This window comes from Sphaerisporangium sp. NPDC005289 (assembly GCF_040607455.1).
Classification (GTDB): domain Bacteria; phylum Actinomycetota; class Actinomycetes; order Streptosporangiales; family Streptosporangiaceae; genus Sphaerisporangium; species Sphaerisporangium rhizosphaerae.
Genome location: NZ_JBEXGS010000006.1, coordinates 198,906 through 224,717, shown reverse-complemented (window position 1 = coordinate 224,717; position 25,812 = coordinate 198,906). Strand labels below are relative to the sequence as shown.

Sequence of the window (25,812 nt, the reverse complement as noted above, 5' to 3'; positions counted from 1 at the left end):
AGTGGATATCGAGCGTCACGAATACGACGTCGTCGTCATCGGAGCGGGCGGCGCGGGCCTGCGGGCGGCGATCGAGGCCCGGCAGCAGGGCAAGCGAACGGCCATCGTCTGCAAGTCCCTGTTCGGCAAGGCCCACACGGTCATGGCCGAGGGCGGGGCCGCGGCGGCCATGGGAAACGTCAATCCGGCCGACAACTGGATGGTGCACTTCCGTGACACCATGCGCGGCGGGAAGTTCCTCAACAACTGGCGCATGGCCGAACTGCACGCCAAGGAGGCCCCCGACCGGGTCTGGGAGCTGGAGGCCTGGGGCGCGCTGTTCGACCGCACCAAGGACGGCAAGATCAGCCAGCGCAACTTCGGCGGCCACGAGTACCCGCGCCTGGCCCACGTCGGCGACCGCACCGGCCTGGAGCTGATCCGCACCCTCCAGCAGCGCGTCGTCGCCCTCCAGCAGGAGGACGAGAAGCTGCACGGCGACCCCGAGGCCTACATCAAGGTCTTCGCCGAGTGCACGATCACCCAGTTGCTGAAGGACGGCCCCGGTCCTGAGGCCGCCATCAGCGGCGCCTTCGGCTACTGGCGCGAGACCGGCCGGCTGATCTGCTTCGACGCCCCCGCGGTGGTCCTGGCCACCGGCGGCATCGGCAAGTCCTACGTGGTGACCTCCAACTCCTGGGAGTACACCGGCGACGGGCACGCGCTCGCGCTGCTCGCCGGGGCCAAGCTGATCAACATGGAGTTCATCCAGTTCCACCCGACCGGCATGGTGTGGCCGCCGTCGGTGCGCGGCATCCTCGTCACCGAGTCCGTGCGCGGCGACGGCGGGGTGCTGCGCAACTCCGAGGGCAAGCGGTTCATGTTCGACTACATCCCCGAGGTGTTCAAGGACAAGTACGCCACCACCGAGGAGGAGGCCGACCGCTGGTACGACGACCAGGCGAACAACCGCCGCCCTCCGGAGCTGCTGCCCCGTGACGAGGTCGCCCGCGCGATCAACTCCGAGGTCAAGGCGGGACGCAACTCCCCGCACGGCGGGGTGTTCCTGGACGTGTCGAGCCGCCTGCCCGCCGCCGAGATCATCAAGCGGCTGCCCTCGATGCACCACCAGTTCAAGGAGCTCGCCGACGTCGACATCACCGCCGAGCCGATGGAAGTGGGCCCGACCTGCCACTACATCATGGGCGGCGTGGAGGTCGACGCCGACACCGGCGCCTCCTCGGTGCCCGGCCTGTTCGCGGCCGGCGAGGTCTCCGGCGGCATGCACGGCTCCAACCGGCTCGGCGGCAACTCGCTGTCGGACCTGCTGGTGTTCGGACGCCGCGCCGGCGCCGGCGCCGCCGAGTACATCGACGGCCTCGCCGCCCGGCCGGTCACCCCGGCCGAGACGATGAAGAGCGCCGAGATCGAGGCCGTGGCCCCCCTCTCGCGGACCGGCGGGGAGAACCCCTACGAGGTGCACCACGAGCTTCAGCGCACCATGAACGAGCTCGTCGGCATCATCCGCAAGGCCGAGGAGGTCAAGGAGGCCCTGGAGGTCGTCGAGAAGCTCAAGGAGCGCGCGGCCAACACCGGTGCGCCGGGCGGGCGCATCTACAACCCCGGCTGGCACCTGGCCATCGACCTGCGCAACATGCTGCTGGTGTCGGAGTGCGTGGCGCGCGCGGCGCTGATCCGCGAGGAGAGCCGGGGCGGGCACACCCGCGACGACTTCCCCGCCATGTCGGCCGAGTGGCGCCGCCGGCTGCTGCGGTGCGCGGTCACCCCCGACGGCGAGGTCACCGTCGAGGAGGTCGATCAGCCCTCCATGCGCGACGACCTGATCCAACTGTTCGACCGGGCGGAGCTCAGTAAGTACGTCACCGCCGAGGAGCTGGCGGACTACGACGCGCTCGTTAAGGAGTCCTGATGGGTTACAAGGCCAAGTTCCGCATCTGGCGCGGCGAAGGCGGCGAGGGCAAGCTCGAGGACTTCGTCGTCGAGGTCAACGAGGGCGAGGTGGTCCTCGACGTCATCCACAGGCTCCAGGCCACGCAGACCCCCGACCTGGCGGTGCGCTGGAACTGCAAGGCCGGCAAGTGCGGCTCCTGCTCGATGGAGATCAACGGCAGGCTCCGGCTGGGATGCATGACGCGGATGTCCACCTTCGAGGAGGACGAGACGATCACCGTGACCCCGATGCGGACCTTCCCCGTCATCAAGGACCTGGTCACGGACGTGTCGTTCAACTACCAGAAGGCGCGGGAGATCCCGTCGTTCACCCCGCCGCAGGGCGTCGAGCCCGGCGAGTACCGCATGCAGCAGATCGATGTCGAGCGGTCCCAGGAGTTCCGCAAGTGCATCGAGTGCTTCATGTGCAACAACGTCTGCCACGTGATCCGCGACCACGAGGAGAACAAGGCGGCCTTCGCGGGCCCGCGGTTCCTCATGCGCATCGCCGAGCTGGACATGCACCCCTACGACGTGGCCGACCGCAAGCAGTCGGCGCAGGAGGAGCACGGCCTCGGCTACTGCAACATCACCAAGTGCTGCACCGAGGTCTGCCCCGAGCACATCAAGATCACTGACAACGCGCTGATCCCGATGAAGGAGCGCGTCGTCGACCGCAAGTACGACCCGCTGGTCTGGCTCGGCAACAAGATCTTCAAGCGCTCCGGCGCGTCCGGTTCCACCACCGGCAAGACCGGCTGACCGCAGCCCACCCCCCAGCCCGAGACCGCCGGTCTCGGGCTGGTCCGTTTCCGACGGCCTCGTCTCAGGCCGTTCCGGTTTCCGGCGGCCTTGTATCAAGCCGGTCGGTTTCCTGCGGCAGTGGAGGGATCTTCGCCGCGCCGGATCGGCTCCGGCCGCGGAGATGGGCCGCCGTGGGTCAGCCCTTGCGGCGGAGGCGACCGAAGAGGCCGAGGAGGCCGGGGCTCGGCTTGTCGGCCGGGACGGCGCCGGGGAGCGGCGCCTGCAGGGTCGTGTCGCGCGCGCCGGCGTCCGGCGTCCATGGCCCTGGAGCGAGCTGATCGCCGTTCTGCGGCCCTGTGCCGGGCATGGCGAGGCCGGAACCCGCGCCGGGGCCGGCGGGTCCCTGTGCGTCCGCACGGGGCCACGGCTCGGCGGCGCCGGTCATCCCGGCCGGCAGCGCGATCGGGCCGCCGTCGCCCGGGTGCCCGTACCCGGGGTGCCCCTGCTCGTACACCACGCCGTACGCGTCGCCGTACCCCTGAGGGTCGTACGGCAGGCCGTACCCCTGCGGGTCCTGGGCGCCGTACCCCTGGGGCGCGCCGGGCACGTTCGGATAGCCCTGCACCGGGACGAAACTGATGATCGGCGCGTACGCCGTGCCGCCGTGGTAGATCGGGTAGCCCGGCATCGGCAGGCCGGCGGGGAGCTCGTCGCCGCGGTGCCTGCCCGGCGAGCGCGGGCCCGCCTTGCGTACCGCCGCCGCGTGCGCCAGCCGCCGCACCCGTCCCTCGAAGATCAGCACGCCGAGCATCACCAGGACGGCCAGCAGCACGCCGGGGATGGCGAGCTTCCTGCTCAGCGTGAGCTGGTCGTACTCGGGAGAGGCGTTGCGGATCTCGATCGGCACCGAGTCGGGCGTCGGGTCGTCGAACGACGCGGCCGCGTCCAGGGACTCCGAGGGGCTCGGCGTCGGCGTCGGGCTCGCCAGGGCCAGCGACACCATCGGGTCGGGCGCCGGCGTCTCCACGGGCTGGGTGGAGGGGGTGATGAGCGGCGCGCTGGACGGGATCGCCGGCGCGGTGTTGAACGGCGTGCTCTCAAGAGTGGGCGGCGGCGCGAGCGGAGCCGTCTTGGTCGCCGTCGCGGTCGGCTTGGGCTTGGGAGGCTTCGTCGCCGTCTTGGTCGGCCGCGGGGTGACGGTCCTGGTGCGGGTGACCGTCGGGTCAGGGCTCGTCGTGATCGTCACCGTCACGGTGGGATCGGGCTCCGGAGTGTCCAGCGGGCCGGCCCCGGGGTCGTCGGTGATGGTCGGGTCGGTCGGCTCCACCTGGTCAGTGGGGTCGGCCATCACGACCTGGGCCGCGTTCGCCCGGGGCGCGGTCATCGGCGCCGTGGCGAGCAGGACGACGCCGGTCAGGCCGAGCGCCCCCAACACCGCGGACACGGCCGTCACATGCACGCGTCCGCTCACCGATGCCGCCTTCCGAGGTGCCACCCTGCCGATCACTACGAAAGTCTAGACCGGCCAAAGTAACAGTAAAGGGTGTTTGAGCCTCAGAGCTCCTTCGACTCCCCGGTTTTCCGCGCCGCGAACCTGCGCCGAAGCCTCAGCTGCAACCACAGCGCGCCGACCAGGATCACCACCGCCGCCCCGGCGGCGGGCAGGCCGCGGACCATTTCGAGATCGTCGTCCCCCGCATCGGCCATCAACCCCTGCCTGGCGGGGCGAGGATCCTGCGGCAGCGGAGCCCCCGCCGAGGACCCCTGTGGCCCTCCTCCGGGCACGGCGCCCGGCAGGACCGCCCCAGGAGCGACCCCCGCGCCGGCCCCGGTACCGCCCCCCGGGACGGCGGACCCGGCCGCGCCCCGCGGACCGGCCCCCGGAGCACCGGGAGCGCCGGGAACGCCGGCCCCAGAAGCACCGCCCGGAACACCCCCGGGGACGCCCCCGGGAACGATGCCCGGAGCGCCCCCTGGAACGACCGCCCCGGGAACAGCCGCTCCCGGCACGCCCCCCGGACCGACGAGGCCCGGAACACCACCCGGAACACCGCCCGGGGCGCCGCCGCCCGGAACGACGCCGCCCGGCACACCCCCCGGAGCTACGCCACCCGGGACGCCCATGGCCTGCCCCGGCCGGGGCCGGACGGCGCCCGGCCGCGCTCCCGCCGCCAGCGGAACCGTCCCCACCTGTCCGGGAAGCATCCGTCCCGCACCGCTCTGGCCGGCGGCGGCCCCCCGCCCCTGCACCTTGGTCCGCCCCGGCACGCCCGTCCCCGAATGGCCCTTGCCCGGGACGCCCGCCTCAGCACGGCCCTGCCCAGGGACGGCGCCCGGCGCCCGGCCGGGAACGCGGCCCGCGATGACCGTCCCGGCCTGCCCGGCAATCGGGCCCCGCGCCCCGGCCTGCCCGGGGACCCCGCCGTAGGGCTGGACGTGCGGCGCCGCCTTCGCGCTCGGGGCCCTGCCCGCGCCCGGAGCGATGACCGGGCCCCGGACCTGCGCGGGACTCGGCACCGGCGCGGGCGGCATCGCCAGGGGCAGCCGTACGCCGGCGCCCATCGGCGGCATCGCCTGGGGCGCCCACGCCGGCGCCACAAGGGGCATGGGGCCGGGAAGGTGCGCCGGGCCGGCGAAATACGCAGAACGGGGACGAAGCCGCTGATCGGGTTGCGCCGGGACACCCGGGGCCGGGTGCGGGAGAGACGGCATCGGTCCGGCGACGACCGCGTCCGGACGCGCGTCGCCGGAGTCCGTCCCGGCCATGGCCCGTGACGCCTCGGGCCTGATCGCCCGATGCCGCTTGCCCGTCTTGCCCGTCTTGCCCGTCTTGCCGTGGGACTTCCCCTCGCCGGCCGCCGAATCTCCGGCCTCACGACCGCCGGCGGCCGACCCCGCGACCTCACCGTCACCGGCCGCCGATCCCTCGACCTCACGGCCGCCGACCGCCGCCCCCTCGGCCTCACGGCCACCCGGCTCCGCGCCCACGACGGCACGATCATCGACCGAGGGGACCACGGCCTCAGGGCTCGCGAGCAAGGGAGGTGCGACGCTTTCGGCGGGACGGCCTCCGGCGAGTTCGGGCACGGAGCCCGGCTTGGCGGCCGGGCTTTCGGGCTTGGCCTTGTGGTCGGCTCCGGCCCGCTCGGACCCGAAGCCCTGTGCCGGTTCGGGGCCGGTGGGGCCTACTGACGGGGTGCGGGGGCGAGCGTCGGGGCGCTGGGGCGGTGACGCCGGAGCCGCGGGAACCTGCTTGCCGGACGTGCCCGGCTTGTCGGCCGAGATATCGGCGTCATCCGTGTCGCCGAGGTCGCGGGTGTCGCCGCCCGTGATGTCGCCCGTGGTGTCGCCCGTGCCGGTCGTCGCGCCGATGCTCTCCGGGTCGTCATCGTCGCCGCCGGCCGTGGAGCGCCTGCCGCCGGGCTTCACGCCCCACGCCGCGTGATCGGCCAGAAGGGCGGTGCCGTCACCGCGTGCCTCGCCGCCCGCCGGTCCGCTTTCGCCCGCCGCGACGCCGCCCGGCGGAACCTCGCCCGGGGACTGGCTGGCGGCCGGACCGGGGAGCAGGCCGTCGGTGGCCTTGAGGTCCCCGAACCCCTTGTCGTCGATGAGCAGCTTGGCCTCGGCCGTGCGCCGGATCCACTGGACGCCGGCGGGGTCGCGCAGGTGGGCGATGGCGGTGACGCCGACCTGCTCCGCCTCGTGCGGCACCCGCACCGCGACGTCGACGTCCTTGGTGCCGGCGACCTCCTTGAAGTCGCACACGCGCAGGCGCGCGTCGGGCCGCACCGGCGTGCGGGCGAGGTCTTCACAGCCGACCGAGGACAGCGCCCCCTCGGGGCTGGCGGACACCGCCACCCTGGCCCGCCCGGTCTGCGCGTCGAGGCGGACGCGGAAGTGCAGGACGTCCCCCGCCCGGACCGGCCCCGCCTTTTCCGCAGGCCGCCCGGCGAGCATCAGGCGGACGGTGAGCTTGGCGGCATCGACGGACTCTGGCGGGTCCATCGACCCGCGTTCCGCCGCGCGCGCGAGGAGCGGCGAGGTGCCGCTTCCCAGCACCAGCGCGCCGGCGCCGACTCCGACGACGGACATCACCCGAGCACGTTGCCACCAACCGGCCACCGCAGAACCCCGTTCCCCCGATACGATGCGCGACAAACACATCACTGTACGTGACTGTTATCTCACACCTCGGCGGCGTTCAACCCTGGGGGATCAGATCTTCCACGACCCGGACGACCGGTAGGTCGGCGGGCAACCAGGCGATGTCGTAGAGCTCGTCAGGAGTGAGCCACCGGAGCGCCAAGTGCTCAAGGGGGTGCGGCACGCCGGAGGTGAGCCGGGCCAGCCAGACGCGCATGACGTACCCGGGACTCAGTGGCCAGTCGCCGCCGACACGGTCGCCCACCGCGATGCCGACGCCGAGTTCCTCGTGGCACTCGCGGATCAGCGCCTCCTGGTCGCTCTCTCCCGGATCGACCTTGCCGCCGGGGAACTCCCACCCGCCGGCCATCGCCGGCGGTCCCGCGCGCTGGGCGGCCAGCAGTCTGCCCCCTTCGACGATGGCCGCCGCCACAACAATCTTCTCCATGCGGGTAAAGACTAGGGAGTCTGCCCGGATCGCGCCGCCGGAGGCCGCCAACCGGCGCTCAGATCAAGGGTGACCCCCATCGATCCCCCAGTCGACCTTCGGCCGCGGCGGCGGGCCGCCGGGGGTGATCTCGGGCAGGCCGCCGGGCAGGTGGTACCGGACCCGCCACTTGTACCAGCCGCCCCCGGCCACGGGGCCGCCGTCCGAACCGCGACCCGGGGTCTGCTCGATCTCGGAGTAGGCGGGCAGCAGCGAACGGGGGTCGATGTAGTAGACCGCGTGGTAGCCGCTGTTCATCGCGCCGCGGTAGCTGTAGGGGTGCGCCTGCGGGTCGAGGCCCGACGCCTTGAACGACCACATCAGCGCCTGCCCGCCGTAGTACAGTCCGTCGGCCCGCTTGACCGGCGTCATGTCCACGACCTGCCGGAGGTACTGCCTGCCCTTGACCTCGGCGAGCCGGGGCGCGGCCGGGTTGACCAGGCCCTTGTACTCCTCCCGCAGGTGCGCGATCCACGCGTCCGCCTGGGCGGCGGTCATGCCGCCGGAGGAGAGGTTGTCGGTGATGTAGCGGTAGGCCGACTTCGTCTGGCACATGGGGTCGCCGGTGCCGCGGTCGGTCCAGTTCTTGAAGCGGTAGCTGTACAGGTAGGCGTGGCCGTCGACGCAGACCGACATCGGAGCCCCCTGGTCGGCCGCTCCCCAGGCCAGGCGCCACTGCTTGGTGCGGTAGTCGAAGCCGCTCTCCCAGACGTAGTCGGGCTTGGCGGCCTGGAACCTGCCGTGATCGGTGTACGACTCCTCGGTGATGCGCATGACCGGTTGCATGGCGGTCGCCCTGAAGCTCGCGAAGAAGAGCGCGGCCGGGTCGATCTTCGCGACGTCCTGCGCGGTCAGCGTGCCCTTTTTGAGCGCCTCGAGCCCGGACCGGCCGGCGTCCGGCCCGGCGCCGCCGCCGCCCAGGTTGCGCCAGACCAGCCAGCCGCCCGTCGCCACCCCGCACACCACGACCAAGGACACCACCACGGCCAGGACCGCCCGTCCCTTCTTCTTCGGCCGGGGCGGGGGCGGATGAGAAGCCCCGTACGGACTCCCGGGCTGGGGAAACCCTTGCTGGGGGAAGCCCGTGGGCTGTGCATGGCCAGGCTGGGAAGAACCCGGCTGAGCGGGACTTCCCGGCTGCGGATAGCCCTGCTCCGGCTCGTACGGCGGCTGGGGCGGCGGGTACCAGGCCGGCTGAGGCGGCGGACCCTGCGGTGGGTGTCCCGGAAGCGGATGTCCCTGAGGCGGTCGGCCGTGTGGACGCCGGTCCCCCGGCTCGTTCGGATCCCCCGACCACTGCGCCACGCGGCCTCCCCGGTCGTCCCTTCAAAGTGCCGGTCGGCCACGCTACAGCAAGGCCGTTCGCCTCCGGCGATGCCGGCCGCTACCCGGCCTGAGAAGGGTGCGTTCATCCCGTCGCCAGGGCCTCGGTCGGAGTGAGGGCGGCGGCGCGGCGGGCCGGGTAGAGGCCGGAGACGACTCCGACCAGCACGGCCGCGGTGACACCGAGGGTGATCACCTGGGTGGGGAGGACCAAAGGCCAGCCTTGGGCGAAGGCGAAGAACAGACTCGCGGCCAGGCCGATGATGGTCCCCGTGACGCCCCCGCACAGGGACAGGGCCACCGCTTCGACCACGAATTGCAGACGGATCTGCCCTCGCGTGGCCCCGAGGGAGCGGCGCAGGCCGATCTCCTGACGGCGTTCCAGCACCGAGATGACCATGACGTTGGCTATGCCTATGCCTCCGACGAGGAGGGCGACCGCGCCGAGTCCGAGGAAAAGGCCGTTGAACGCCGCACGCGCGGCCAATTCCGCGGTGAGAGCGTCGGACGGGCGGCTGACCTGGACTTGGTCGGGATGTTCGGGGTCTGCGGTCGCGGCGAGCGCCTTCGCGATCGTGGTGACGCGGTCGTCGGCCGACCGTTCGTACACGATGGTGGGGTGGCCGTCGAAGCCGAGTTCCTTCTCCGCGTACGGCCAGCCGACGAGCGCGGCGTTGTCGAGGCCGGGGGCGAGGGGGAGCGAGTCGAGTATGCCGATGACCGTCATCCACCGGCCCGCGATGTAGATCTGCCGTCCGGGCCGGTCGATCCCGAACCGGTCTGCGGCGTACGTGCCCAGGACGACGGCCGGGTAGCGGGCGGTGGCCGGGTTGAGAAACGTGCCGGACCTGACCGTCCCCTTCAGCGTCGCAAGGAGGTCCAGCCGCACGGCGGCGACTCCCACTCCGTTGGTGACCGCCGGGTCGATCAGCCTGGTACGGCGCGCGGTCGCCCCTTCCACGTACGCGATGGCGGTGGCCCCCACCACGCCGGGGATGTGGGAGACGCGGGCGACCGATTCGAGCGGCAGTGACGCCTGTTTCCCGCTGATCGAATGACCCGGCGCCACGGTCAGCACGTTCGTCCCGACACGGGCGAGTTGCTCCTGGAGACCGGCGCCGCTGACCGCGCTGATGCCCATCACGGCGACCATCGACGCGATCCCGATGGCCACTCCGAGGGCCGACAGCACGGCCCTTCCCCGGCGTGCCCGCAGCCCGGCCAGCCCGACGGCGACCAGGTCCCACGGGCTCAGCCGGGCCGGTTCGGGAATCACTGAAGCCTCCCGTCCAAGACGTCCACGCGACGTGGGAGCGCCTCGGCCAGGTCGGTGTTGTGGGTGATGACCACGACTGTGGTGCCTTCCTCGTGCAGTTTCCACAGGATGTCGACGATGCCCGCGCCGGAGGCCGTGTCCAGGTTGCCGGTGGGTTCGTCGGCGAACAGCACCACCGGCCGGGCGACCAGGGCGCGGGCGATGGCCACCCGCTGGCGTTCGCCGCCCGACAGTTCGTGGGGGCGATGGGTGAGCCGATCGCCGAGCCCGACGCGTTCGAGCGCCTCGTGCGCGGCCATGATGCGGCGGCGGGCGGGGACGCCCAGGTAGAGCAGTCTGGTGGCCACGTTCTCCGCGGCCGTCAGGTGGGCGGTGAGGAAGAACTGCTGGAAGACGAACCCGATCCAGTTCGCTCTCACCGCCGACAGCCGCCGGTCGGACAGAGTGGCCATGTCGTGGCCGAGCAGCCTGACGCGGCCCTCGCTCGGCCGGTCCAGCGTCCCCATGAGGTGCAGCATGGTGGACTTGCCCGACCCGGACGGCCCGCAGACGGCCACCAGTTCCCCTGGACCGATCGTCAGCGTCGCGTCCCGCAAGGCGCACACCCCGCCGGGGTAGGTCTTGGACGCGTGCTCCAGCTCGATCACGCTCATGGTCTGGGCACCTGGACCTGCGTGCCCTCGGCCACTCCGGTGACCTCGACGAGCCCCCCGGCGAACAGCCCGATCTCGACCGGGACAAGCCTTCCCGCGACGTTGACCGCGAACGTGCCGTCCGCCTGCCCGAGCAGGGCCTCGACGGGGACGGCGAACACGCCCTTGTGAACGGCGCCGGCGAACCCGGCGGTGACAGGTGCCGCGACGAGACGTCCCGCGGCCCTCGGGTGGTCCAGGCCGATCGTGACGGCGATGGTGGCCGTCTCGGTGCCCTGCCCGGTCTGGCCGGTGGTCGCCGCCTTGGCGACGGTGCCGATGGTGGTGACGTGCCCCGTCGTGGTCTTTCCGCCGGGGAGCGTGATGGCCACCTTGCCGCCTTTGACCGCGAGTTGCTGCCGGTCGACGGGAACGTCGACGACGACCTGACGTCTCAGGCCGGTGACGGTGAGCAGCGGGCCCGAAGCGGGCCCGCCGAGTCGTGCGGTACGGGAGGCGACCCTGATCGGGCCTGGTTCCACAACGGTGTCCGACGGGGTGATCGTGCCGGTCTGGGGCCGGCCGAGGTGGCGCTGCCACGCCTTGACGGCCTGCGCCGTCGCCCAGGTGAACCGGTCGTCCACGACCAGCGAGTAGCCCAAGGCGGCGAGATTCCGCTCGACCACCCGCACATCCCGGCCCCGCAGCCCGACCGACAGCGTTCGCCACAGTGGGGTCCGCCCGTAGATGAGCGGAACGGCGTGCCCGTCGGCCGCGTAGACCGGCCGGCCGCGCCTGATGATCCGGCCGTCAACGGGCAGCCACGTCACGATCCCGGCACCGCCGGCCACGGTCGTGCGGCCGGCGTAGGAGAGCGTGCCGTCCACGTTGGTCCTGCTCACCAGGTCCGTACGGACGACGGGTGTCGTGGGGAACGACGGGGTGGCCGCCTGCGTCGGAGCGCAGGCGGTCAGCACGAGCGCCAGGGCGACCAGCCGTCTCACTCCCCCACCTCCTTCTGACAGGCGGCCATGATGGCGTCGAGGTCCTTGCCGGGCGGCGGCGAGCCGACTCTGATCCCCGGCTCGGCGGCCGTCGGGTCGGACGCGTCGACGCCGTTCTTGCGCAGGCAGGCGGCCGTCTTGCGCATTCTGTCGATGTCATCCGCGCTCGGAGGTTCCTCCTGCGGGGCGTACTTCTTGCAGGTCTTCAGCGCGGCTTCGAGCTTGTCCTTGGGCACACCACGGGCGTCGAGGTTGAAGCCGTCCTCACCGGCCGGCGGGTCGGACGCGTTGACTCCCTGCTTTCGCAGGCACTGGGCGTACTTGACGAGCTGGTCGTGTTTCTTGGCGTCGGTACCGAGGCCCGGGATGGCGCCGCATCCCGCGACCAGGAACGCCAGGACGATAACGAGTCTTCTCATGCGGCAGACGATCGCGGAGGGGACGTTTCACGGTCGTCTCCGCGCTCGTTAACGCCCAGGTAACCCCTGAGCGGGTATGACTTGGGTCATGCGTGTGCTTGTGGCCGAAGACGAGAAGGTTCTCGCGGACCTGGTCGCCGAGGGGCTGCGCAGGTACGCGATGGCGGTCGACGTCGCCTACGACGGCACGGCGGCGGCCGAACGGCTGAGCGTCCACGACTACGACGTGCTCATTCTGGACCGCGACCTACCGGGGACGCCTGGCGACGCCATCTGCCGGGACCTCGCGCAAGTGGGTGCCCGTACGCGGATCCTGATGCTGACGGCGGCGGCGTCCGTGCGCGACCGGGTCGCCGGGCTCGGCCTCGGCGCCGACGACTACTTGCCCAAGCCGTTCGACTACGAGGAACTCGTGGCACGTGTCCAGGCCCTCGGACGCCGCAGCCGGGCGCCCGTCCCGCCACTGCTGACCCACGGGGACATCGTTTTGGACACACCACGCATGCAGGCGTTCCGGAACGGCCGCTATCTGGCGCTGTCGCGCAAGGAGTTCGCCCTGCTGGAGGTGCTCATGCGGGCGGACGGCGCGATCGTGAGCGCGGAGGAACTGCTGGAGCGGGCCTGGGACGAGCACACCGACCCCTTCAGCGGGGTCGTCCGGGTCACCATGAGCAAGCTGCGCGCCAAGCTCGGCGACCCTCCGGTCATCGGGACGGTCGCCGGCAGCGGATACCACCTGTCATGACGCTCAGGTTCCGGCTCGCCGCGCTCTACAGTGTCCTGTTCGTCGCCACGTCCATGGCCGTACTGGTGGCCGTCAACGTCCTGTTCGCCTACGGCGTCGTGTACCAGTCGACGACCAAGTCGGCCGTCGTCGATTTCGGCCCCGACGGCACGCCCATCATCGAGCGGCACGCCGTCACCACCGGCCCCGTCATCTCGATCATCACGCTGGTCGTGGGGGTCGTGCTGATCGGTGTCTCGATCTGGGCCGGGTGGTGGCTGTCCGGGCGCACACTGCGGCCGTTGGGGCGGATCACGGCGACCGCCCGGCGGTTGTCGCTGACGAATCTGGACGAACGGATCGCGCTCAAAGGGCCGAAGGATGAGTTGAAAGAGCTGGCCGACACCTTCGACGCCATGCTCGACCGCCTCGAGCGCGCGGTGACCGCACAGAGCAGGTTCGTCGCGAACGCCTCGCATGAACTGCGGACGCCGCTCGCCATTCAGCGGGCGGCCATCCAGATCGGCCTGGCCGACCCGACACCTGAACGGATCGAGCGCTTCAGAGCGGAGTTGCTGGAGGCCAATCGGCGGACGGAGCGCCTGATCGACGGACTACTCGTGCTGGCACGCAGCGACCACGGCCTCGACGAGGTCGAGGCCGTGCGGTTCGACCGGGTCGCCGCCGAAGTTGTGGCCGGCTTCCCCAGGGTCACGCTGCGGTCCCGGCCCACCACCGTGATGGGGGACCCCGTACTGCTCACCCAGTTGGTGACCAACCTGGTGGAGAACGGGGTCCGGCACAATGTGCCCGACGGAAGCGTGGAAGTACGGCTGACACCGGATGACGGGCTGGTCGTGTCCAATACCGGTCCAGAGGTCCCGGCGGATCGCATTCCCGAGCTGTTCGAGCCCTTCCGCCGTATGGCGCCCGACCGTACGCGAAGCGCCGACGGCTCTGGCCTGGGCCTTTCCATCGTCGCTTCGATCGCGAGAGCCCACGCGATGACCGTGATGGCCCGACCGAATCCGGGCGGCGGCTTGATGGTCCGCTGCCGCCTCCCCGGACCTGCGGGCCGGAGCCACTTCCGGGAAGCGGTAGGCGCCGGTCTCGCCGTGGACGATCAGTAGCGGGGCCGCGGCCAGGGCGGTGAACCAGTCCTCCTTGACGGCCGGCGGGGCGCCGCGGGGGCCGTCCTCGCCGTTCTGGCGCCGCTCATGGCCGTCGTGGTCGCCGGAGCCCTCCTGGAGGCGCCGCACGCCTCGTCGACGTGGTTCGGCCAGGAGGGAGGCGCCGAGCACGCGGGTCAGGTGCGGAGGCGTTTGAGCTGGGCCAGGACGTCCTCGTTGCGCAGGGGGCGGGTGTAGCCGACGATGTTGGGACGCTCGCGGTAGGTGGTGACCTTGATCGGGCCGCAGAGGGTGCACCGGGCCTCGATCATCTTGCCCGGAGAGACGACCATGCCGACGTGCCCGGGATTGTCGGACGACGTCCCCGGGCCGGCGTTGAAGAAGACCAGGTCGCCGGCCTGCTCCTCGCCCTTCTTGATCTTCACGCCGAACGGCCACTGGCCGAAGGTGGTGCGCGGGATGGACAGCCCGGCCGACCGGTAGGCCATGTAGATGATCCCCGAGCAGTCGAACCCCGCCGGTCCCGTGCCGCCCCAGATGTAGGGCTTGCCGCGCTGGGCCAGCGCGTAGGCGAGGATCTCGCGGACGACCTGGTCCGGAGCGGCCTCCACGATCGGGGGGTCGCAGTCGGGGTCGGCCTCGGGCGGCAGGTCGAGCGTGCCGCTGGTCGCGTAGCGTCGGGCGATCTCCAGCACCTGCTCGACGTACCACATGGCGTGGTTGTAGACGAACAGCGCGCGTTTGAGGTCACCGGGGGCGCCGTTGCGCTTGAGCATCTTGGCGGCGCCAAGGATGGCGTCGGCCGGGTTGTAGACGTCGCCCCAGCCGTCGCCGTCCCCGTCGGAGGCGTACCCGCTGAACTTCGACGGGATCTTGATCTTCGCCTTGCCGCCCCACGTGCTGATCAGGAACTGCATGGGACCCGCGGCGCCCGCGTAGTTCGTCCCGCTCTTCACGCCCGCGAGGGTGGACCGGCCGTGGTCGGTCTCACGCTTGCCCACGGCCGCGAGCACCGTCCACTGGACGCCGATCTTCTTGCCGTGCTTCTTGTAGAGCTGGAGGTAGTCGGCGGGGATGTCGGAGCGGGCGGTGTCGGACACGTTGGTCACGTTGACGACCCCGCTGTCGCCGTTCGCGCAGTCGGTCGTCACGCCGCTTCCACCGCCGAGGAAGGAGGGGAAGGTGCTCATGAGCATGGGCGAGATGACGAGCGTGATCAGCACGACTCCGGCCAGCCCCAGGAGGAGCGCGACGCGCACCCGTGAGGTCACTGCGTGGTCCCCTCGCCGGTGTCCCCGTTCTCCCCCGTGTCGGCCCCTCCGGGGTCTCCGTCCTGGCCGGCGTCGGCGGGCTGCAGGTCGAAGACCCGCCAGTCGGTGCCGACCTGGGTGAGGGTGACCGCGTAGTCGGCGCTGCGGTTCTGCGGCCCGCTCTTGGCCGTGATGCGCTGGGCCGCGGTCACCACCAGGACGATCGACCCCGCCGAGATGTCGCGGATGGACTTCAGCCGGCCCGTGCCCTGCGAGACGACCTCGTCGGCGCGGTTCTGCTCCACGGTGGCCGGCGTGGTCACGTCACGGGCCAGGACGGCGCCGAACTCGCCGGTGGTGAACGCCTTCAGCCGCTCGGCGTAGGAGGCGGGGTCCTCGTCGTAGCGGTAGGTGGCGTACGAGGCCGCGAACCGCTGGGCGGTGTCGGCCGCCTGGGCGATCTGCTCGCGCGAGAGCGGCAGGTAGCCGTAGATGTCGAACGTGCCGGGGGTGATCGCCGGCGCCGGCGAGGCCGCTGAGGACGGCGGCGGCGCCGCGGTCGTGGTGGTGACCACGCCGGGCGGCAGCTCGCCGTCGCCCCCGGAGGCCGGGCGCATCGACAGATAGATGCCCACGGCCGCCAGGGCGACGACCACCCCGGCGAAGACGAGACCCCGCCGGTCGTTCACCTGCGCCATCGTCAGTCCTTGTCTCCGTCGCCCGGACGCAGCCAGAACGGCGCGGACTCGTCCTCACCGCGCCCGCCGCCCGAGCGCGGTGGCAGCCACAGGGGCGGAGCCTCCGAGCGGCCGCCGTCCGAGCGCCCGCCCCGCGAGGACCCGTTGGAGGACCGGCCGCCCGAGCCGCCGCCGAACAGCCCGCCCGACGACCCGCCGGACGAACGCGACGACCCTCCGGACGAACGCGAGGAGCCGCCGGACGACCTGCCGGAGGAGCCGCCCGACGAGCGGCCGGACGAGCCGCCGCCGAACAGGCCGCCGGAGGAACGGCCCGATGAGCCGCCTCCGCCGAACAGGCCACCCGAACCACCGGACGAACCACCCGAACCACCGGAGGAGCCGCCGCCGGACAGGCCGCGGGGGCCGCCGGCCGTGGAACGCGCCGCGCGCGGCGCCTCGGACCGGCGGGACGACCCGCCACCCGAGGACCCGCCCGACGACCCGCCGGAGGAGCCGCCCGCCGCCGAGGACCGGGACGCCCAGCCGCCCGACCGGCCGCCGAACCAGCCGCCCACCGAACCGCCGCCGCCACCGCCACCGCTCGAGCCCGCCGAAGCGGGCGATCCGCCGCCCGCGCCGGTGCGCGTCGGCGGCCGGGGGCTCGTCTGGCCGCCGCCCGCCCTGCCCGCGCGTCCCGACAGGTTGAGCGGCGGCGCCGCTCCGGGACGCGGGATGGCGGTGCCGCGCCCGGCGGCCCTGCGCCGCGCGCCCGCCTGCCCGTCGGCGTCCAGCGGGGCGGGCTGGGCGCCCACCGGCACGCGGGTGCCCTGCTGCTGCGGGCCGCCCGCGGCGGCCTCCTCGCCCCTGACCCGGCCCTGGGCGACCCCGGACGCGGCCGCCGCCGCGGCGGCTCCCCCGCCCGCCATGGCCGCCGCGTTGATGACCGGCTCGGCCTTGCGCAGGCCCCAGCGGCCCATGCGGGCCGCCGCGACCGGCGGCAGGGCGTTCGCGGCGCGCGACAGGGTCGGCGCGGAGGCCGCCTCGCCGAGCATGCGGGTGGCGAGCGTGTGCCCGTCCATGGACGCGAACAGGTGCTGAAAGGGACGCCGGTAGAAGAACACGGCGATCGTGAGCAGCGCGATGAACATGATCTGCATGCCCCACGGCAGGTTCGTGGAGATGATCAGCGCGTACCCGTACACGAGCACGCCGAGCACCAAGGCCAGCACCGCCTGTCTCAGCAGCGTGCCGACGAGCATCTCGACCCAGCGCATCGCGATGATCCGCCCGGAGCCCGGGTGCACGCCGAGCAGCAGGAACACCGGGCCCAGGATGAGCAGCAGCAGGAACCCGATTTTCAGTGCAATGAGCGACACCGCGACCAGGAAGATCAGCACGCCCGCGACCATGGCGGCCATGAGCGCCCCGATGGCGATGCTGAGCCGGGTGGTCCAGTCCTTGCCCTGGAAGAGGAAGAACATGGAGGTGCTCTCGAGCGGCTTGGCGACCTCCTCCTCGTACCTCGTCTGGTGCGCGCCGGAGGCCTGCTTCTGCCCGGAGACCTGTTCCTGCAGGTCGGTGGCCTGGATGTCGAGCAGCTTCGGCCCCATCACCGCCACCACCGGCGCCTTGGCGTCGGCCGTGCCGAACTCGCCCATCAGCCACGGCTTGCAGACCAGTGTCGACCACAGTGCGTCGGCGTTCTGGTCCACGCCCGGCGTGCCGTTCTGGCCGTAGCCGCCGGGTCCGGCCTTGGGGTTGGCCTGGCCCTTGGTCGGCAGGCAGGACGCTCCGCCCGCGCCCGGCAGCCCGCTGAACGCCGAGTTGACGACCTCGGCCGTCTTGTCGGTCACGGTCTTGCCCAGGCCGGTGAAGTCGCCGGGGCGGCTGAAGAACCACACGGCGACCGTGACGGCGAGGATCATCCAGATGACGCCCTCGGCCGTGGTGCTGGCGCGTTTGCGGATCAGCCCGTACCAGGCGAGCCAGACCGCCCCGAGCAGGACGATCACCCGCAGGTACGGCCAGTACATGGCGTCGGCCAGGTTGGTGACGATGTCGTCCACCACGTCCTTGATGGACTGGAGCGGTCCCTCGGTGGCCGCCGCCTGGTAGGTGGTGATCGTCATGCGGTCGATGTCCTTGGCCCAGGAGAACACCGAGTTGGCCCAGGCGTTGCCGAGCACCGCCGCGACGTCGTTGCACCCCAGACCGTAGGTGTGCCAGAACTGGCCGGCCATGCCGTACCGGTCGTAGTTGGTGAGCGGCTCGGGGACCGCCGCCTTGCCGACCGTCGCGGACGTGCCGCCCTGCGGCGCCGGGGAGACGCCGGGGACCGCGTTCTGCGCGGCCGGGGACGTCCCGGTCGCGCCGGCGCCGCCGGAGGCGGAGTCGGGCGGGGGCGGCTTGACCAGGCCGTCCATGCCGCCGCCCACGATCTCGGGTGACAGGTCCGGCGAGAGGTCACACGGGCCGGCCGCACCCGCCACGGTCGGCGAGAACGCGATGGGCAGCACGACGATGCCGACGAGAACGGCCAGGATCAGCACGACCCTGCGGCGCAGCCGCCTGCCGCGTCCACCCTCGCCCGCCGCGCCTCCGCGACGCCCGGACGCCCTCGCCGCGCCCGCACGCCGCACCGCCGCCCTCCCCGCGCCCGCACGCAACACCGACGCTCCCGCCATGCCCGCACGCCACACGGCCGCTCTCGCCATGCCCGCACGCAACACCGACGCCCTCGCCATGCCCGCACGCCACACGGACGTCCTGCCGCCGCTTCCAAGGTGACTCATGACCGCACCTCCTGCGCAGCTCCCGGCCTGTTGGTCCGCCCGCGAGGATCATGCGCGCCCTCGCCGGGCCTGTCGTGGGTCGGATTGGTGTCCAGCCAGCGCAGCAGGTCCTCGGAGATGAGATCCACCCCGATGCGGCCCGCGCGGCCGTCCAGATCGCGGAAGACGCACTCGCCGTTGCCCAGCGCCCGCAACGCGGCCTTGTGCTCCTCGGAGGGCTCCACACCCAGCAGCGCCATCACGTGGTCCACCTCGACGCGCTCGGTCGAGCGGAAGGCGAACACCGAGGACAGACAGTTGGTGACCTGCTCGTTCAGCAGGTCGCCCGCGTTCTGCGAGACCAGCACCAGCGCGGTGTTCCTGGAACGGCCCATGCGCGACACCTCGGGCACCAGCTTGGCGCCCTCCGGTGTAGAGGTGATCGCCCACGCCTCGTCCAGGAAGATCGCCTTGGGCGCGCGGCGGTCCAGGCCGTTCATCAGGCGCCGGGCGAACTGCGACACCAGGTAGAGCAGGGCGACCGACAGGCGCTGCTCGTAGGAGTAGTCGTCCCGGGCCGTGGCGACGTCGGGAAGGGTCAGCCCGCCGAGGGTGAACACCGTGGTCCACCCCTCGGAGTCGATCTGGTCGCCACCGGAGGGGTCGAAGCAGAGCCGGGCCAGGTGCATCTCGGCCATGGACCGCAGCACCGCGCCGAGGTTGCGCGAGGCGGCGTCCTCGGCCTGCTCCAGGTGGTCGACGACCTTGCCCAGCGACGGGTCGGCGCCGTTGGACACCGTCGCGACGGCCTGGATCATCGCCGACTCGCGTTCCTCCGACATGCGCGGCAGCAGCAGCCGCAGCGTCTCGGTGGCCATGGTCTTCTTGGCCGCGATGTCGTCCCCGAACGAGAAGGGGTCCAGCAGGCCCGGCGCCGCCGAGCCCAGCGGGATGATGCGGGCCTTGCGCCCGCGCTTCTGCAGGAGCTGGACCAGCGACTCGGCGTCGCCCTTGGGGTCGATGACCGCGACGGTGACCCCGCGCACCGCCATCTGGTAGATGAGCAGCAGCGCCAGGGTCGTTTTGCCGCCGCCCGGCTCGCCGGTGATGGCGATGGCCGTCGGCCGGTTGCGCGTCGCGGCCACGAGCGGGTCGAAGTGGACGATCGACCGCGCCCGGCCGAGCGTCTCGCCGATGTACGGGCCGGCCCACCCGGCGCCGGTCTCGTCGATGCGGTCGCCGAGGTCGACGGTGGCCGTCGCCATGCCGCCCGCGATGGTGCGCAGCGGCTGCCGCTGGGCGTAGGCGTTGACCCGCACCCGCTCGCCCGGCAGCGCCTCGCAGAACAGCGAGAACTGGTCGCCGGTCGAGTTGACGATGTCGATGCCCATGTCGCGGTAGTGCTCCACGACCGCCTCGACCCGCTGCAGGCAGATCTCCTGGCTCGGCGCGGCCACGATCAGCCGGTGCCACCCGTAGACGAACGGCAGGCGCTCCTTGGTGATGCCGTGTTCCAGCATGCGGGCCGCGTCGATCTGCTCGGCCAGGGCGATCGGCGCCTCGGCCCCCGCTTCACGGATGTGGATGTCCATGTCGCGGGCGTGCGCCAGCTTGCGGGCGACGTCCTTGCTCGCCTTGGTGGGCGGGATGAGGCGCATCCGCGAGCTGACCTCGACCGGAAACGGTAACTGGTCGATGAAGTGCAGCCACGGCTCGCCGTCCGGGAACGGCATCAGGTCGGGGAACCTGGCGAACGACAGATGGGCGACGAAGGAGTCGCCCTCGGGCTGCTCGACGCGCAGGAACGACCGGCCGTTGTGGATCTGCCCCTCGACCAGCGACTCGATCTCGCCCTTCCCCCACCGCCTGGACGGGGTGGCCGAGGACGGCGGGTCGCCCAGCGACCCGGAGGCGGCGTGCCGGAACAGCCAGGCGATCTCGCCGGAGCTGGCGTGGCGCGCGTACAGGGCGCTGGAGCCGAGGGCGCGGCCCAGGCGCTCGGCCTGGACGGTCCACTTGTCGATCTCGGCGTCCGGGACGTGGTCGTCGTCCAGGCCCAGACTCTTCTCGCCGCGCTGGTAGTAGCCGAGCAACTGCGCCAGCACGCCCGTGCCGAGCTGCGCGCCCCGCGGTCCGAGCCGCACGCCGAGGTAGACCTCCTTGGTCCAGAAGTCCTTGGCCCAGACGTGGCGGTACATCTCCTCCAGGTAGTCGCGCCAGCCCTCACCCTCGTCGGAGGTCGCGTTCAGCGCCATCGCCCACTCGGCGGCGGGATAGGCCCGGTGGGCCACCCGCAGATGCACCTCGGCGTCGGTCATGCGGATCGCCGCCAGGGCGATGGTGATGTTGGTGGCCAGCGCCTCCCGCTCCTCGGCGGTCACGAACTCGTAGCTGACCGTCGGAAGCCGGAAATACGCCCATGCCGACGTGTCGGTGAGGAGGATCCGATCGTCGAAGTAGCGTACGGCCAGCCTGCTCCTCGACCGCGACGATCTTCCCATCAGGCGGACCGCTCCCCGCACCGCGCTGGCTTGCTGGTCACTGAGCCACTACCTCCCCGCACCGCGCCGGCATGCTGCTCACTGGGCCACTTCCTCCTCGCTCGGGCGGTTCGCCACCGCCAGGCCGCTTGCCACAACTCCCGCGAGGGCGACGTACGCCCTGCGTCCCGAGGCCCGCAGATGCGCGAGCTGGACCGGGCCGGCGTGCCCGGGGGCCAGTTCGTCCTCCCACGGGACGCGGACGATGGCGCGGCAGCGGCCGCGGGCCACCGCCTCCGCCTGCTCGACCCCGGCCATGCTCCGGCGGCTCACGCCGTTGATCACCATGACCGCGCGCCGGCGCAACTCGGTGGAGCCGTGCCCGTCGAGCCAGTCGAAGGTCATCGCGACCGCGTCCGGCGCGTCCTCGCTGGCGGGGGCCACCAGCACGAGCTGGTCGGCGTGGGCGAGCATGCGCGCCGCCATCGAGGCGGCCGGGTCGACGATGATCAGCCTGTAGTGGCGGTCCAGCACGCGCATGGCGTGCGCGAGACGCTCGTCGGAGAACAACCCGCGGTCGGCGAGCCGCCGGGCCGCGGCCGCGTCGGAGTCGGAGCCGACGACCTCCAGGCCCGACTCGCAGCGCGTCGTGTACGCCCGCATGCTCAGGTAACCGCTCACACCGTCGAGCCCGGCCAGAAGCGAGGTCAGCGTCTCGGGCGAGTCGGTGGCGATGCGGCCGGTCAGCGTGTGGTCGCCGGTGTTGGCGTCCACCGCGACCACGCGGTCCTCGCGGTAGCGGGCCAGGGTGTGGCCGAGCATCAGCGTGGTCGTGGTCTGTCCCGCACCGCCCGTGCAGCCGAGGACGACGACGCGGCGGCTGCCCGCGAGCGTCGTGCGGGCCCTGGCCTCGTCCATCTCGATGCCGTCGTTGCGGTTCGGGCCGCCGCCACCGACCACCACCTGGGCCAGCCGTCGCCAGCCGCCCGACTGGTCGCGCCCGACGACGGACTCGACGCGGCGGACGCGCGGCTCGTCTCCCGGGCGGGGCACGGGCACGGGGACCGACGGCGCCGCCGGGTCGGCGGGCGCGCCCGGACCCGTGGGCACGGCGCGGATGGACAGCGGCGGCGCCGCCTGCTCGCGCGCGGCCGGCCGCGCCGGAACCCGCGGCACGGCGGTCCTCGGAGCCTCGGCCCCGACACCCTGGGTCCCGACGCCCTCGGCCCCGCGACCACTCGCCCCCTCGGACGGGCGCGGCGCCGGCTCCGACCGCGAACCGGCCGCCTCGGAGGAACGCGGGGCGAAGGACGCGGCCTCGGACGCACGCGACTCGGAAGCGGGACTCTGAGACGCGGCCTTGGACGGACGCGGCTTGGAAGCGGGACTCTGAGACACGCCCGGCGCCGAAGCCGGGGCCTCGGAGTAGCGCGGTTCAGAGGCAGGGCTCTGGGACGGACGCTCCGAAGCGAGGGCCCGGGAGGGGCGCGGCTCGGAGGCGGGAGTCTCGAAGGGGGAAGTCTCGGAGGGGCGGGTGCGGGAGACCGGCCAGACCGTACGAGACTCGGGCAGCCGGTACTGCGGGGCGGCGGCACGAGGCGGCTGCCCCTTGCGGTGCTGCTCGCGGACGTCGGTCTCTCCGGCACCGGCCCGCGTACCGGCCACCGGCTCGCCCTGGCTCGGCTCCGCCCCAGGACGCCCGGTCCCGGCGGTCCCGGCGACGCCGGCGGGCCCTGCGACGCGAGAAGCGTCCGGAACACCCGCCGTACCTGCCGTGGCGGCAGTGGCCTCCCGACCTGCTGCGGGCGCCGTACCCGCCGTACCCGCTGCGGGCGCCGTATCCGCCGTGCCTGCCGCGGGGAGCGTACCGGCCGTGGGCGCCGCGCCAGCCGAGGACGGCGTACTCGCCGTGGGCGTCGCACCAGCCGTGGGGGACGTATTTGTCGTGCCTGCCGGGCTTGCCGTGGCGGCCGGATCCGGGGCAGGGGCGCCTGGGACGGGGATGCCTCCGGCGGGGATGCCGAGGCGACCGATACCCGAGGCAGGGGTGCTGCCGGGGATGCTGGTCGTGCCGCGGCTTTCCGCGGAAGCAGCGAGCCGGCGCAGGCGGCGCAGCGCCTCGGTGCCTATCGGCGGCGGCGTGGCCGAGATGCCCTGGCCCGAGGCGGGAGTCGCCTCGGCCTTCGCGCCGGACCGCTCCGGCGTCCCGGCGGCACGGTCACGCGAGACCCCTTGCCGCTCCGAGGCAGGGTCACGCGACAGGCCCTGGTGCTCGGGAGCACGGTCACGCGAGACCCCTTGCCGCTTGGAGGCAGGGTCACGCGACAGGCCTCGTTCCTCAGCGACGCGGTCACCACCTGACGGGCCCTGCGCCTCGAGGGCGCGGTCGCGTGAGAGGCCCTGTGCCTCGGTGACCCGGTCGCGTGAGAGGCCCTGTTCGGGAGCGGGGCGGCCCGGCGAGGGCAGGCGCGGGACGACGAGCCGGTCAGGGGCCGGATCGCGGCGGACGACGACGCGATCAGGAGTGGAGACGCGAGGCCGTGAAGGACCGGCCGGAGCCTCGGAGCCGGCCGGGGTGAGGCCGGAGACCGGCGTCGCCGAGCCGATGACCGGTGTGGCAGGGCCGATGGCGGGCCCGGGAGCGGACGTCGCGGGGCCGATGACCGGTGTCGCGCGGCTGATCCCGGACCCCGGAACGGACGCCGCGGGGCCGATGGCCGGTGTCGCGCGGCTGATGCCGGACCCCGGAGCGGACGTCGCGGGACCGATGGCGGGCGTGGCCGGAGTGGGTGTCGCGGGGCCGGTCGCCCGGGTCGCGGGGTCGTGGACGGGGGGTGCGATGGCGGGGAGGGCTGCGGCGGGCTGGGCGGCGGCTGTTCCCCGGGTGACGCGGGGGCGTTCGGCCTGGCGGGCGGGGGGCTCGGCGGCCGGCAGCGAGGTCACGGCCGCCGCGGCGGCGGCCACGGCCGGGCGCACCTCGCCCGGGCGTGCCTTGATGGAGGGGACCTGCCGTGCCGGGGCCCAGGAGGGGACGGCCCGCTTGCGGGGGGCGGTGTGCTTGGGCTTGGCGCGGGCGCCGCGCCGGGACCTGGAGGCGGACTTCGCGGTCTCGGCCGAAGCCAAGAGCGCGGCCTGCGGAGCCGACCGCCAGACCTTGGCGGTGAAGGTGATCTCGTCGGGCTCGTCGGCCGGAGCCAGGCGGCACCAGGTCTTCGGCTCGCCGAAGTAGCGGAGCTGGGACTGGAGCAGTTCGTTGAGCCGCTTGCTCTCGATCACCGGCCGGGTGGACAGCCACGTCACGATGCCCGGAGGCACCAGGTACAGCACGTGCCAGGGCATCTCCATGGGGACCTGGAGAAGGCGCAGGAGCACCGACCAGGGGACCAGCACGCCCAAGAACACACCGATCCAGACGATCGGAAGCGGCATCGGCAGCCGAAGGTCGTACAGCTTGTAGAGCCGCTTCTCAATGCGCCAGATATTGGTATAGGTAGGCAGGTCCACCCGATCCTCCTCTCCCTGTCACGGCAACCTGGTCGCGCTCATCTGATGCCGAGCGCTCCCGCGATCGCCCTGGCCGTCACCTCGATGACGTTGGGCACGTAGAAGATCACACCGATCGCGACCGCCAGAATGATGAACTGGACGAATCTGGTGATCTCCCGCGTGAAGAGGAAGAAAATGGCGACGACGGAGACCACGACGAGGAACAGCGGGGCGAAGAACCTCCGGAGGAAGTCCGCGAGCCCCGCGGTGTTCACGCCGCCGGTCGGTGGCGCCGACGGCGTCATGACCTCCAGCGCGTTCTCCACGATCATTTTCACTATCAACTCTGGTCCTCCTGCTCATGGTCGCGCTCGCCGGTCGGCCGACCCGCTGTGGATCGTCGCGCTCCCTTGGCCGCTCCCTCGCCGCCTCTCATAGCCGCCGCGGTCTCATTCAACGGTCCGTGTCCCGCCGCGAATGTCCTTGACGTACCAGTTGCCGCCTTGCTTGACCACCGTGAGCCGGTAGGCCTGGTCAAGCGCGCCGGTGCCTCCGGCCTGGTCGCCCGAGGTGGCGGCCGGAGACGGTGCCGCGCCCTGGGTGAACGTCCACTTGACCACGGCGGTGATCTCGCGGGTGGCGCCGCCCGGAGGAGCGCTGACGCTCTTCAGCTCGGCCAGTGTGACCTTTCCGTCGAAACCGTCGAGCGTCTCGCCTTGGACGACATAACGCTGCAACTGGGTCGGATCGCCGGCCGCATAGGCCTTGAAGAAGTTCTCGAGTTGCGGTCGCAGCTCGTTTTCCGCGGTGTCGTCGTGGTCGGCCTGCGGAAGCTGGGGCAGGTTCGCCGGGCCGCCCGCGGGCATCAGCCCCGGTTGACCGGAGACGACGAACTTGCCCTCGGAGTAGTAGACCGGGACCGAGAGCTTCCAGCGCTGCGCGCCGGACTGGGCGAAAAGCGTCACAACCGCATTTTGCGCGTCACTCACTTCAATGCCAGAAAGCTGGAAATTACCGGCGGACATTCGCCCCACACCGTCCCAGCCGAATTGAGTGTCCGCCCCTACCGGGAGAAAAGGCTTCAATCGCTCGGCCCGGTCGTCGGGCTTGGCGGCGTCGTAATTCAAATACGCGAGCGCGAACTGGCTGGCGAACGCGGCGGCGTCGGCCTCCGGGAAGCCCGTGCCCGTGGGCGCGGCCGACGCGCCGGTGGGCTGGTCACCCTGAGTGATGCGCTCGATGGGCGCGCGGACGCCGTTGACGACGATCACGATGATCAACGCCCACAGCACCGCTCTGCCCGTCCACACGAGCCAGCGCCCGCCCCCACCGGA

19 protein-coding genes are annotated in these 25,812 nt (G+C 72.4%); 4 read left to right on the top strand and 15 right to left on the bottom strand.

Going from position 1 to position 25,812, the window contains the following annotated elements; all coding sequences use genetic code 11:
• Position 1: 1 nt before the first annotated feature.
• Both ABZT47_RS13465 and ABZT47_RS13460 read left to right on the top strand, forming a co-directional pair.
• Complete coding sequence (locus ABZT47_RS13465) at positions 2-1,909, top strand: fumarate reductase/succinate dehydrogenase flavoprotein subunit (protein WP_354840242.1); 1,908 nt, start codon at positions 2-4, stop codon at positions 1,907-1,909.
• The gene (locus tag ABZT47_RS13460; protein ID WP_354840240.1) at positions 1,909-2,691 is read left to right on the top strand and encodes a succinate dehydrogenase/fumarate reductase iron-sulfur subunit; all 783 of its coding nucleotides are present in this window, start codon (positions 1,909-1,911) and stop codon (positions 2,689-2,691) included. Before ABZT47_RS13465 ends, ABZT47_RS13460 begins: the two co-directional genes overlap by 1 nt.
• Before the next feature lie 178 nt (positions 2,692-2,869).
• Here ABZT47_RS13460 and ABZT47_RS13455 read toward each other — a convergent pair whose 3' ends face one another.
• From ABZT47_RS13455 to ABZT47_RS13420, 8 genes are all read right to left on the bottom strand, one after another.
• The gene (locus ABZT47_RS13455) at positions 2,870-4,144 is read right to left on the bottom strand and encodes a hypothetical protein (protein ID WP_354840237.1); all 1,275 of its coding nucleotides are present in this window, start codon (positions 4,142-4,144) and stop codon (positions 2,870-2,872) included.
• Positions 4,145-4,227: 83 nt separating this feature from the next.
• Complete coding sequence (locus ABZT47_RS13450) at positions 4,228-6,765, bottom strand: hypothetical protein (protein WP_354840234.1); 2,538 nt, start codon at positions 6,763-6,765, stop codon at positions 4,228-4,230.
• A 109-nt stretch (positions 6,766-6,874) separates the two neighbouring features.
• Positions 6,875-7,264, bottom strand: coding sequence for a (deoxy)nucleoside triphosphate pyrophosphohydrolase (locus tag ABZT47_RS13445; protein WP_354840231.1), 390 nt, complete (start codon positions 7,262-7,264; stop codon positions 6,875-6,877).
• Between the two features lie 63 nt (positions 7,265-7,327).
• Positions 7,328-8,287, bottom strand: coding sequence for a hypothetical protein (locus ABZT47_RS13440; RefSeq protein ID WP_354840228.1), 960 nt, complete (start codon positions 8,285-8,287; stop codon positions 7,328-7,330).
• Between the two features lie 424 nt (positions 8,288-8,711).
• A complete protein-coding gene (locus ABZT47_RS13435) occupies positions 8,712-9,902 on the bottom strand; it encodes an ABC transporter permease (protein WP_354840225.1) in 1,191 nt (396 codons plus the stop codon).
• Positions 9,899-10,555 (bottom strand): ABC transporter ATP-binding protein, encoded by a 657-nt coding sequence (locus ABZT47_RS13430; RefSeq protein ID WP_354840222.1) that lies wholly within the window; start codon positions 10,553-10,555, stop codon positions 9,899-9,901. Before ABZT47_RS13430 ends, ABZT47_RS13435 begins: the two co-directional genes overlap by 4 nt.
• Positions 10,552-11,538 carry a peptidoglycan-binding protein gene (locus tag ABZT47_RS13425; protein WP_354840219.1) on the bottom strand — a complete coding sequence of 329 codons (987 nt, stop codon included), beginning with the start codon at positions 11,536-11,538 and terminating at the stop codon, positions 10,552-10,554. The genes ABZT47_RS13430 and ABZT47_RS13425 overlap by 4 nt, the downstream gene beginning before the upstream one ends.
• The gene (locus ABZT47_RS13420; protein WP_354840216.1) at positions 11,535-11,957 is read right to left on the bottom strand and encodes a hypothetical protein; all 423 of its coding nucleotides are present in this window, start codon (positions 11,955-11,957) and stop codon (positions 11,535-11,537) included. Before ABZT47_RS13420 ends, ABZT47_RS13425 begins: the two co-directional genes overlap by 4 nt.
• Positions 11,958-12,045: 88 nt before the next feature.
• Here ABZT47_RS13420 and ABZT47_RS13415 point away from each other — a divergent pair, with 88 nt between their 5' ends.
• Both ABZT47_RS13415 and ABZT47_RS13410 read left to right on the top strand, forming a co-directional pair.
• The gene (locus ABZT47_RS13415) at positions 12,046-12,702 is read left to right on the top strand and encodes a response regulator transcription factor (RefSeq protein ID WP_354840213.1); all 657 of its coding nucleotides are present in this window, start codon (positions 12,046-12,048) and stop codon (positions 12,700-12,702) included.
• Positions 12,699-13,811, top strand: a complete 1,113-nt coding sequence (locus ABZT47_RS13410) for an ATP-binding protein (RefSeq protein ID WP_354840211.1) — start codon at positions 12,699-12,701, stop codon at positions 13,809-13,811. The genes ABZT47_RS13415 and ABZT47_RS13410 overlap by 4 nt, the downstream gene beginning before the upstream one ends.
• 176 nt (positions 13,812-13,987) lie before the next feature.
• Here ABZT47_RS13410 and ABZT47_RS13405 read toward each other — a convergent pair whose 3' ends face one another.
• From ABZT47_RS13405 to ABZT47_RS13375, 7 genes are all read right to left on the bottom strand, one after another.
• Positions 13,988-15,082 carry a bifunctional lytic transglycosylase/C40 family peptidase gene (locus ABZT47_RS13405; RefSeq protein ID WP_354840208.1) on the bottom strand — a complete coding sequence of 365 codons (1,095 nt, stop codon included), beginning with the start codon at positions 15,080-15,082 and terminating at the stop codon, positions 13,988-13,990.
• Positions 15,079-15,759 carry a hypothetical protein gene (locus ABZT47_RS13400; protein WP_354840205.1) on the bottom strand — a complete coding sequence of 227 codons (681 nt, stop codon included), beginning with the start codon at positions 15,757-15,759 and terminating at the stop codon, positions 15,079-15,081. The genes ABZT47_RS13405 and ABZT47_RS13400 overlap by 4 nt, the downstream gene beginning before the upstream one ends.
• Before the next feature lie 2 nt (positions 15,760-15,761).
• A complete protein-coding gene (locus ABZT47_RS13395; RefSeq protein ID WP_354840203.1) occupies positions 15,762-18,533 on the bottom strand; it encodes a hypothetical protein in 2,772 nt (923 codons plus the stop codon).
• Positions 18,530-21,013 (bottom strand): ATP-binding protein, encoded by a 2,484-nt coding sequence (locus ABZT47_RS13390; RefSeq protein ID WP_354840200.1) that lies wholly within the window; start codon positions 21,011-21,013, stop codon positions 18,530-18,532. The genes ABZT47_RS13395 and ABZT47_RS13390 overlap by 4 nt, the downstream gene beginning before the upstream one ends.
• Before the next feature lie 78 nt (positions 21,014-21,091).
• The gene (locus ABZT47_RS13385; protein ID WP_354840198.1) at positions 21,092-24,496 is read right to left on the bottom strand and encodes a TcpE family conjugal transfer membrane protein; all 3,405 of its coding nucleotides are present in this window, start codon (positions 24,494-24,496) and stop codon (positions 21,092-21,094) included.
• A 38-nt stretch (positions 24,497-24,534) separates the two neighbouring features.
• Entirely contained in the window at positions 24,535-24,783 is a 249-nt protein-coding gene (locus tag ABZT47_RS13380; protein WP_354840636.1) for a hypothetical protein, read from the bottom strand.
• 144 nt (positions 24,784-24,927) lie between these two features.
• Positions 24,928-25,749, bottom strand: coding sequence for a conjugal transfer protein (locus tag ABZT47_RS13375; RefSeq protein WP_354840634.1), 822 nt, complete (start codon positions 25,747-25,749; stop codon positions 24,928-24,930).
• Positions 25,750-25,812: the final 63 nt, after the last annotated feature.

Excerpts from the sequence above, each read along its gene's own strand:
- ABZT47_RS13460 (WP_354840240.1), top strand. The coding sequence starts at position 1,909 with ATGGGTTACAAGGCCAAGTTCCGCATCTGGCGCGGCGAAGGCGGCGAG.
- ABZT47_RS13450 (WP_354840234.1), bottom strand. The coding sequence starts at position 6,765 with ATGTCCGTCGTCGGAGTCGGCGCCGGCGCGCTGGTGCTGGGAAGCGGC.
- ABZT47_RS13445 (WP_354840231.1), bottom strand. The coding sequence starts at position 7,264 with ATGGAGAAGATTGTTGTGGCGGCGGCCATCGTCGAAGGGGGCAGACTG.
- ABZT47_RS13430 (WP_354840222.1), bottom strand. The coding sequence starts at position 10,555 with ATGAGCGTGATCGAGCTGGAGCACGCGTCCAAGACCTACCCCGGCGGG.
- ABZT47_RS13420 (WP_354840216.1), bottom strand. The coding sequence starts at position 11,957 with ATGAGAAGACTCGTTATCGTCCTGGCGTTCCTGGTCGCGGGATGCGGC.
- ABZT47_RS13415 (WP_354840213.1), top strand. The coding sequence starts at position 12,046 with ATGCGTGTGCTTGTGGCCGAAGACGAGAAGGTTCTCGCGGACCTGGTC.
- ABZT47_RS13410 (WP_354840211.1), top strand. The coding sequence starts at position 12,699 with ATGACGCTCAGGTTCCGGCTCGCCGCGCTCTACAGTGTCCTGTTCGTC.
- ABZT47_RS13400 (WP_354840205.1), bottom strand. The coding sequence starts at position 15,759 with ATGGCGCAGGTGAACGACCGGCGGGGTCTCGTCTTCGCCGGGGTGGTC.
- ABZT47_RS13395 (WP_354840203.1), bottom strand. The coding sequence starts at position 18,533 with ATGAGTCACCTTGGAAGCGGCGGCAGGACGTCCGTGTGGCGTGCGGGC.
- ABZT47_RS13390 (WP_354840200.1), bottom strand. The coding sequence starts at position 21,013 with ATGGGAAGATCGTCGCGGTCGAGGAGCAGGCTGGCCGTACGCTACTTC.
- ABZT47_RS13380 (WP_354840636.1), bottom strand. The coding sequence starts at position 24,783 with ATGACGCCGTCGGCGCCACCGACCGGCGGCGTGAACACCGCGGGGCTC.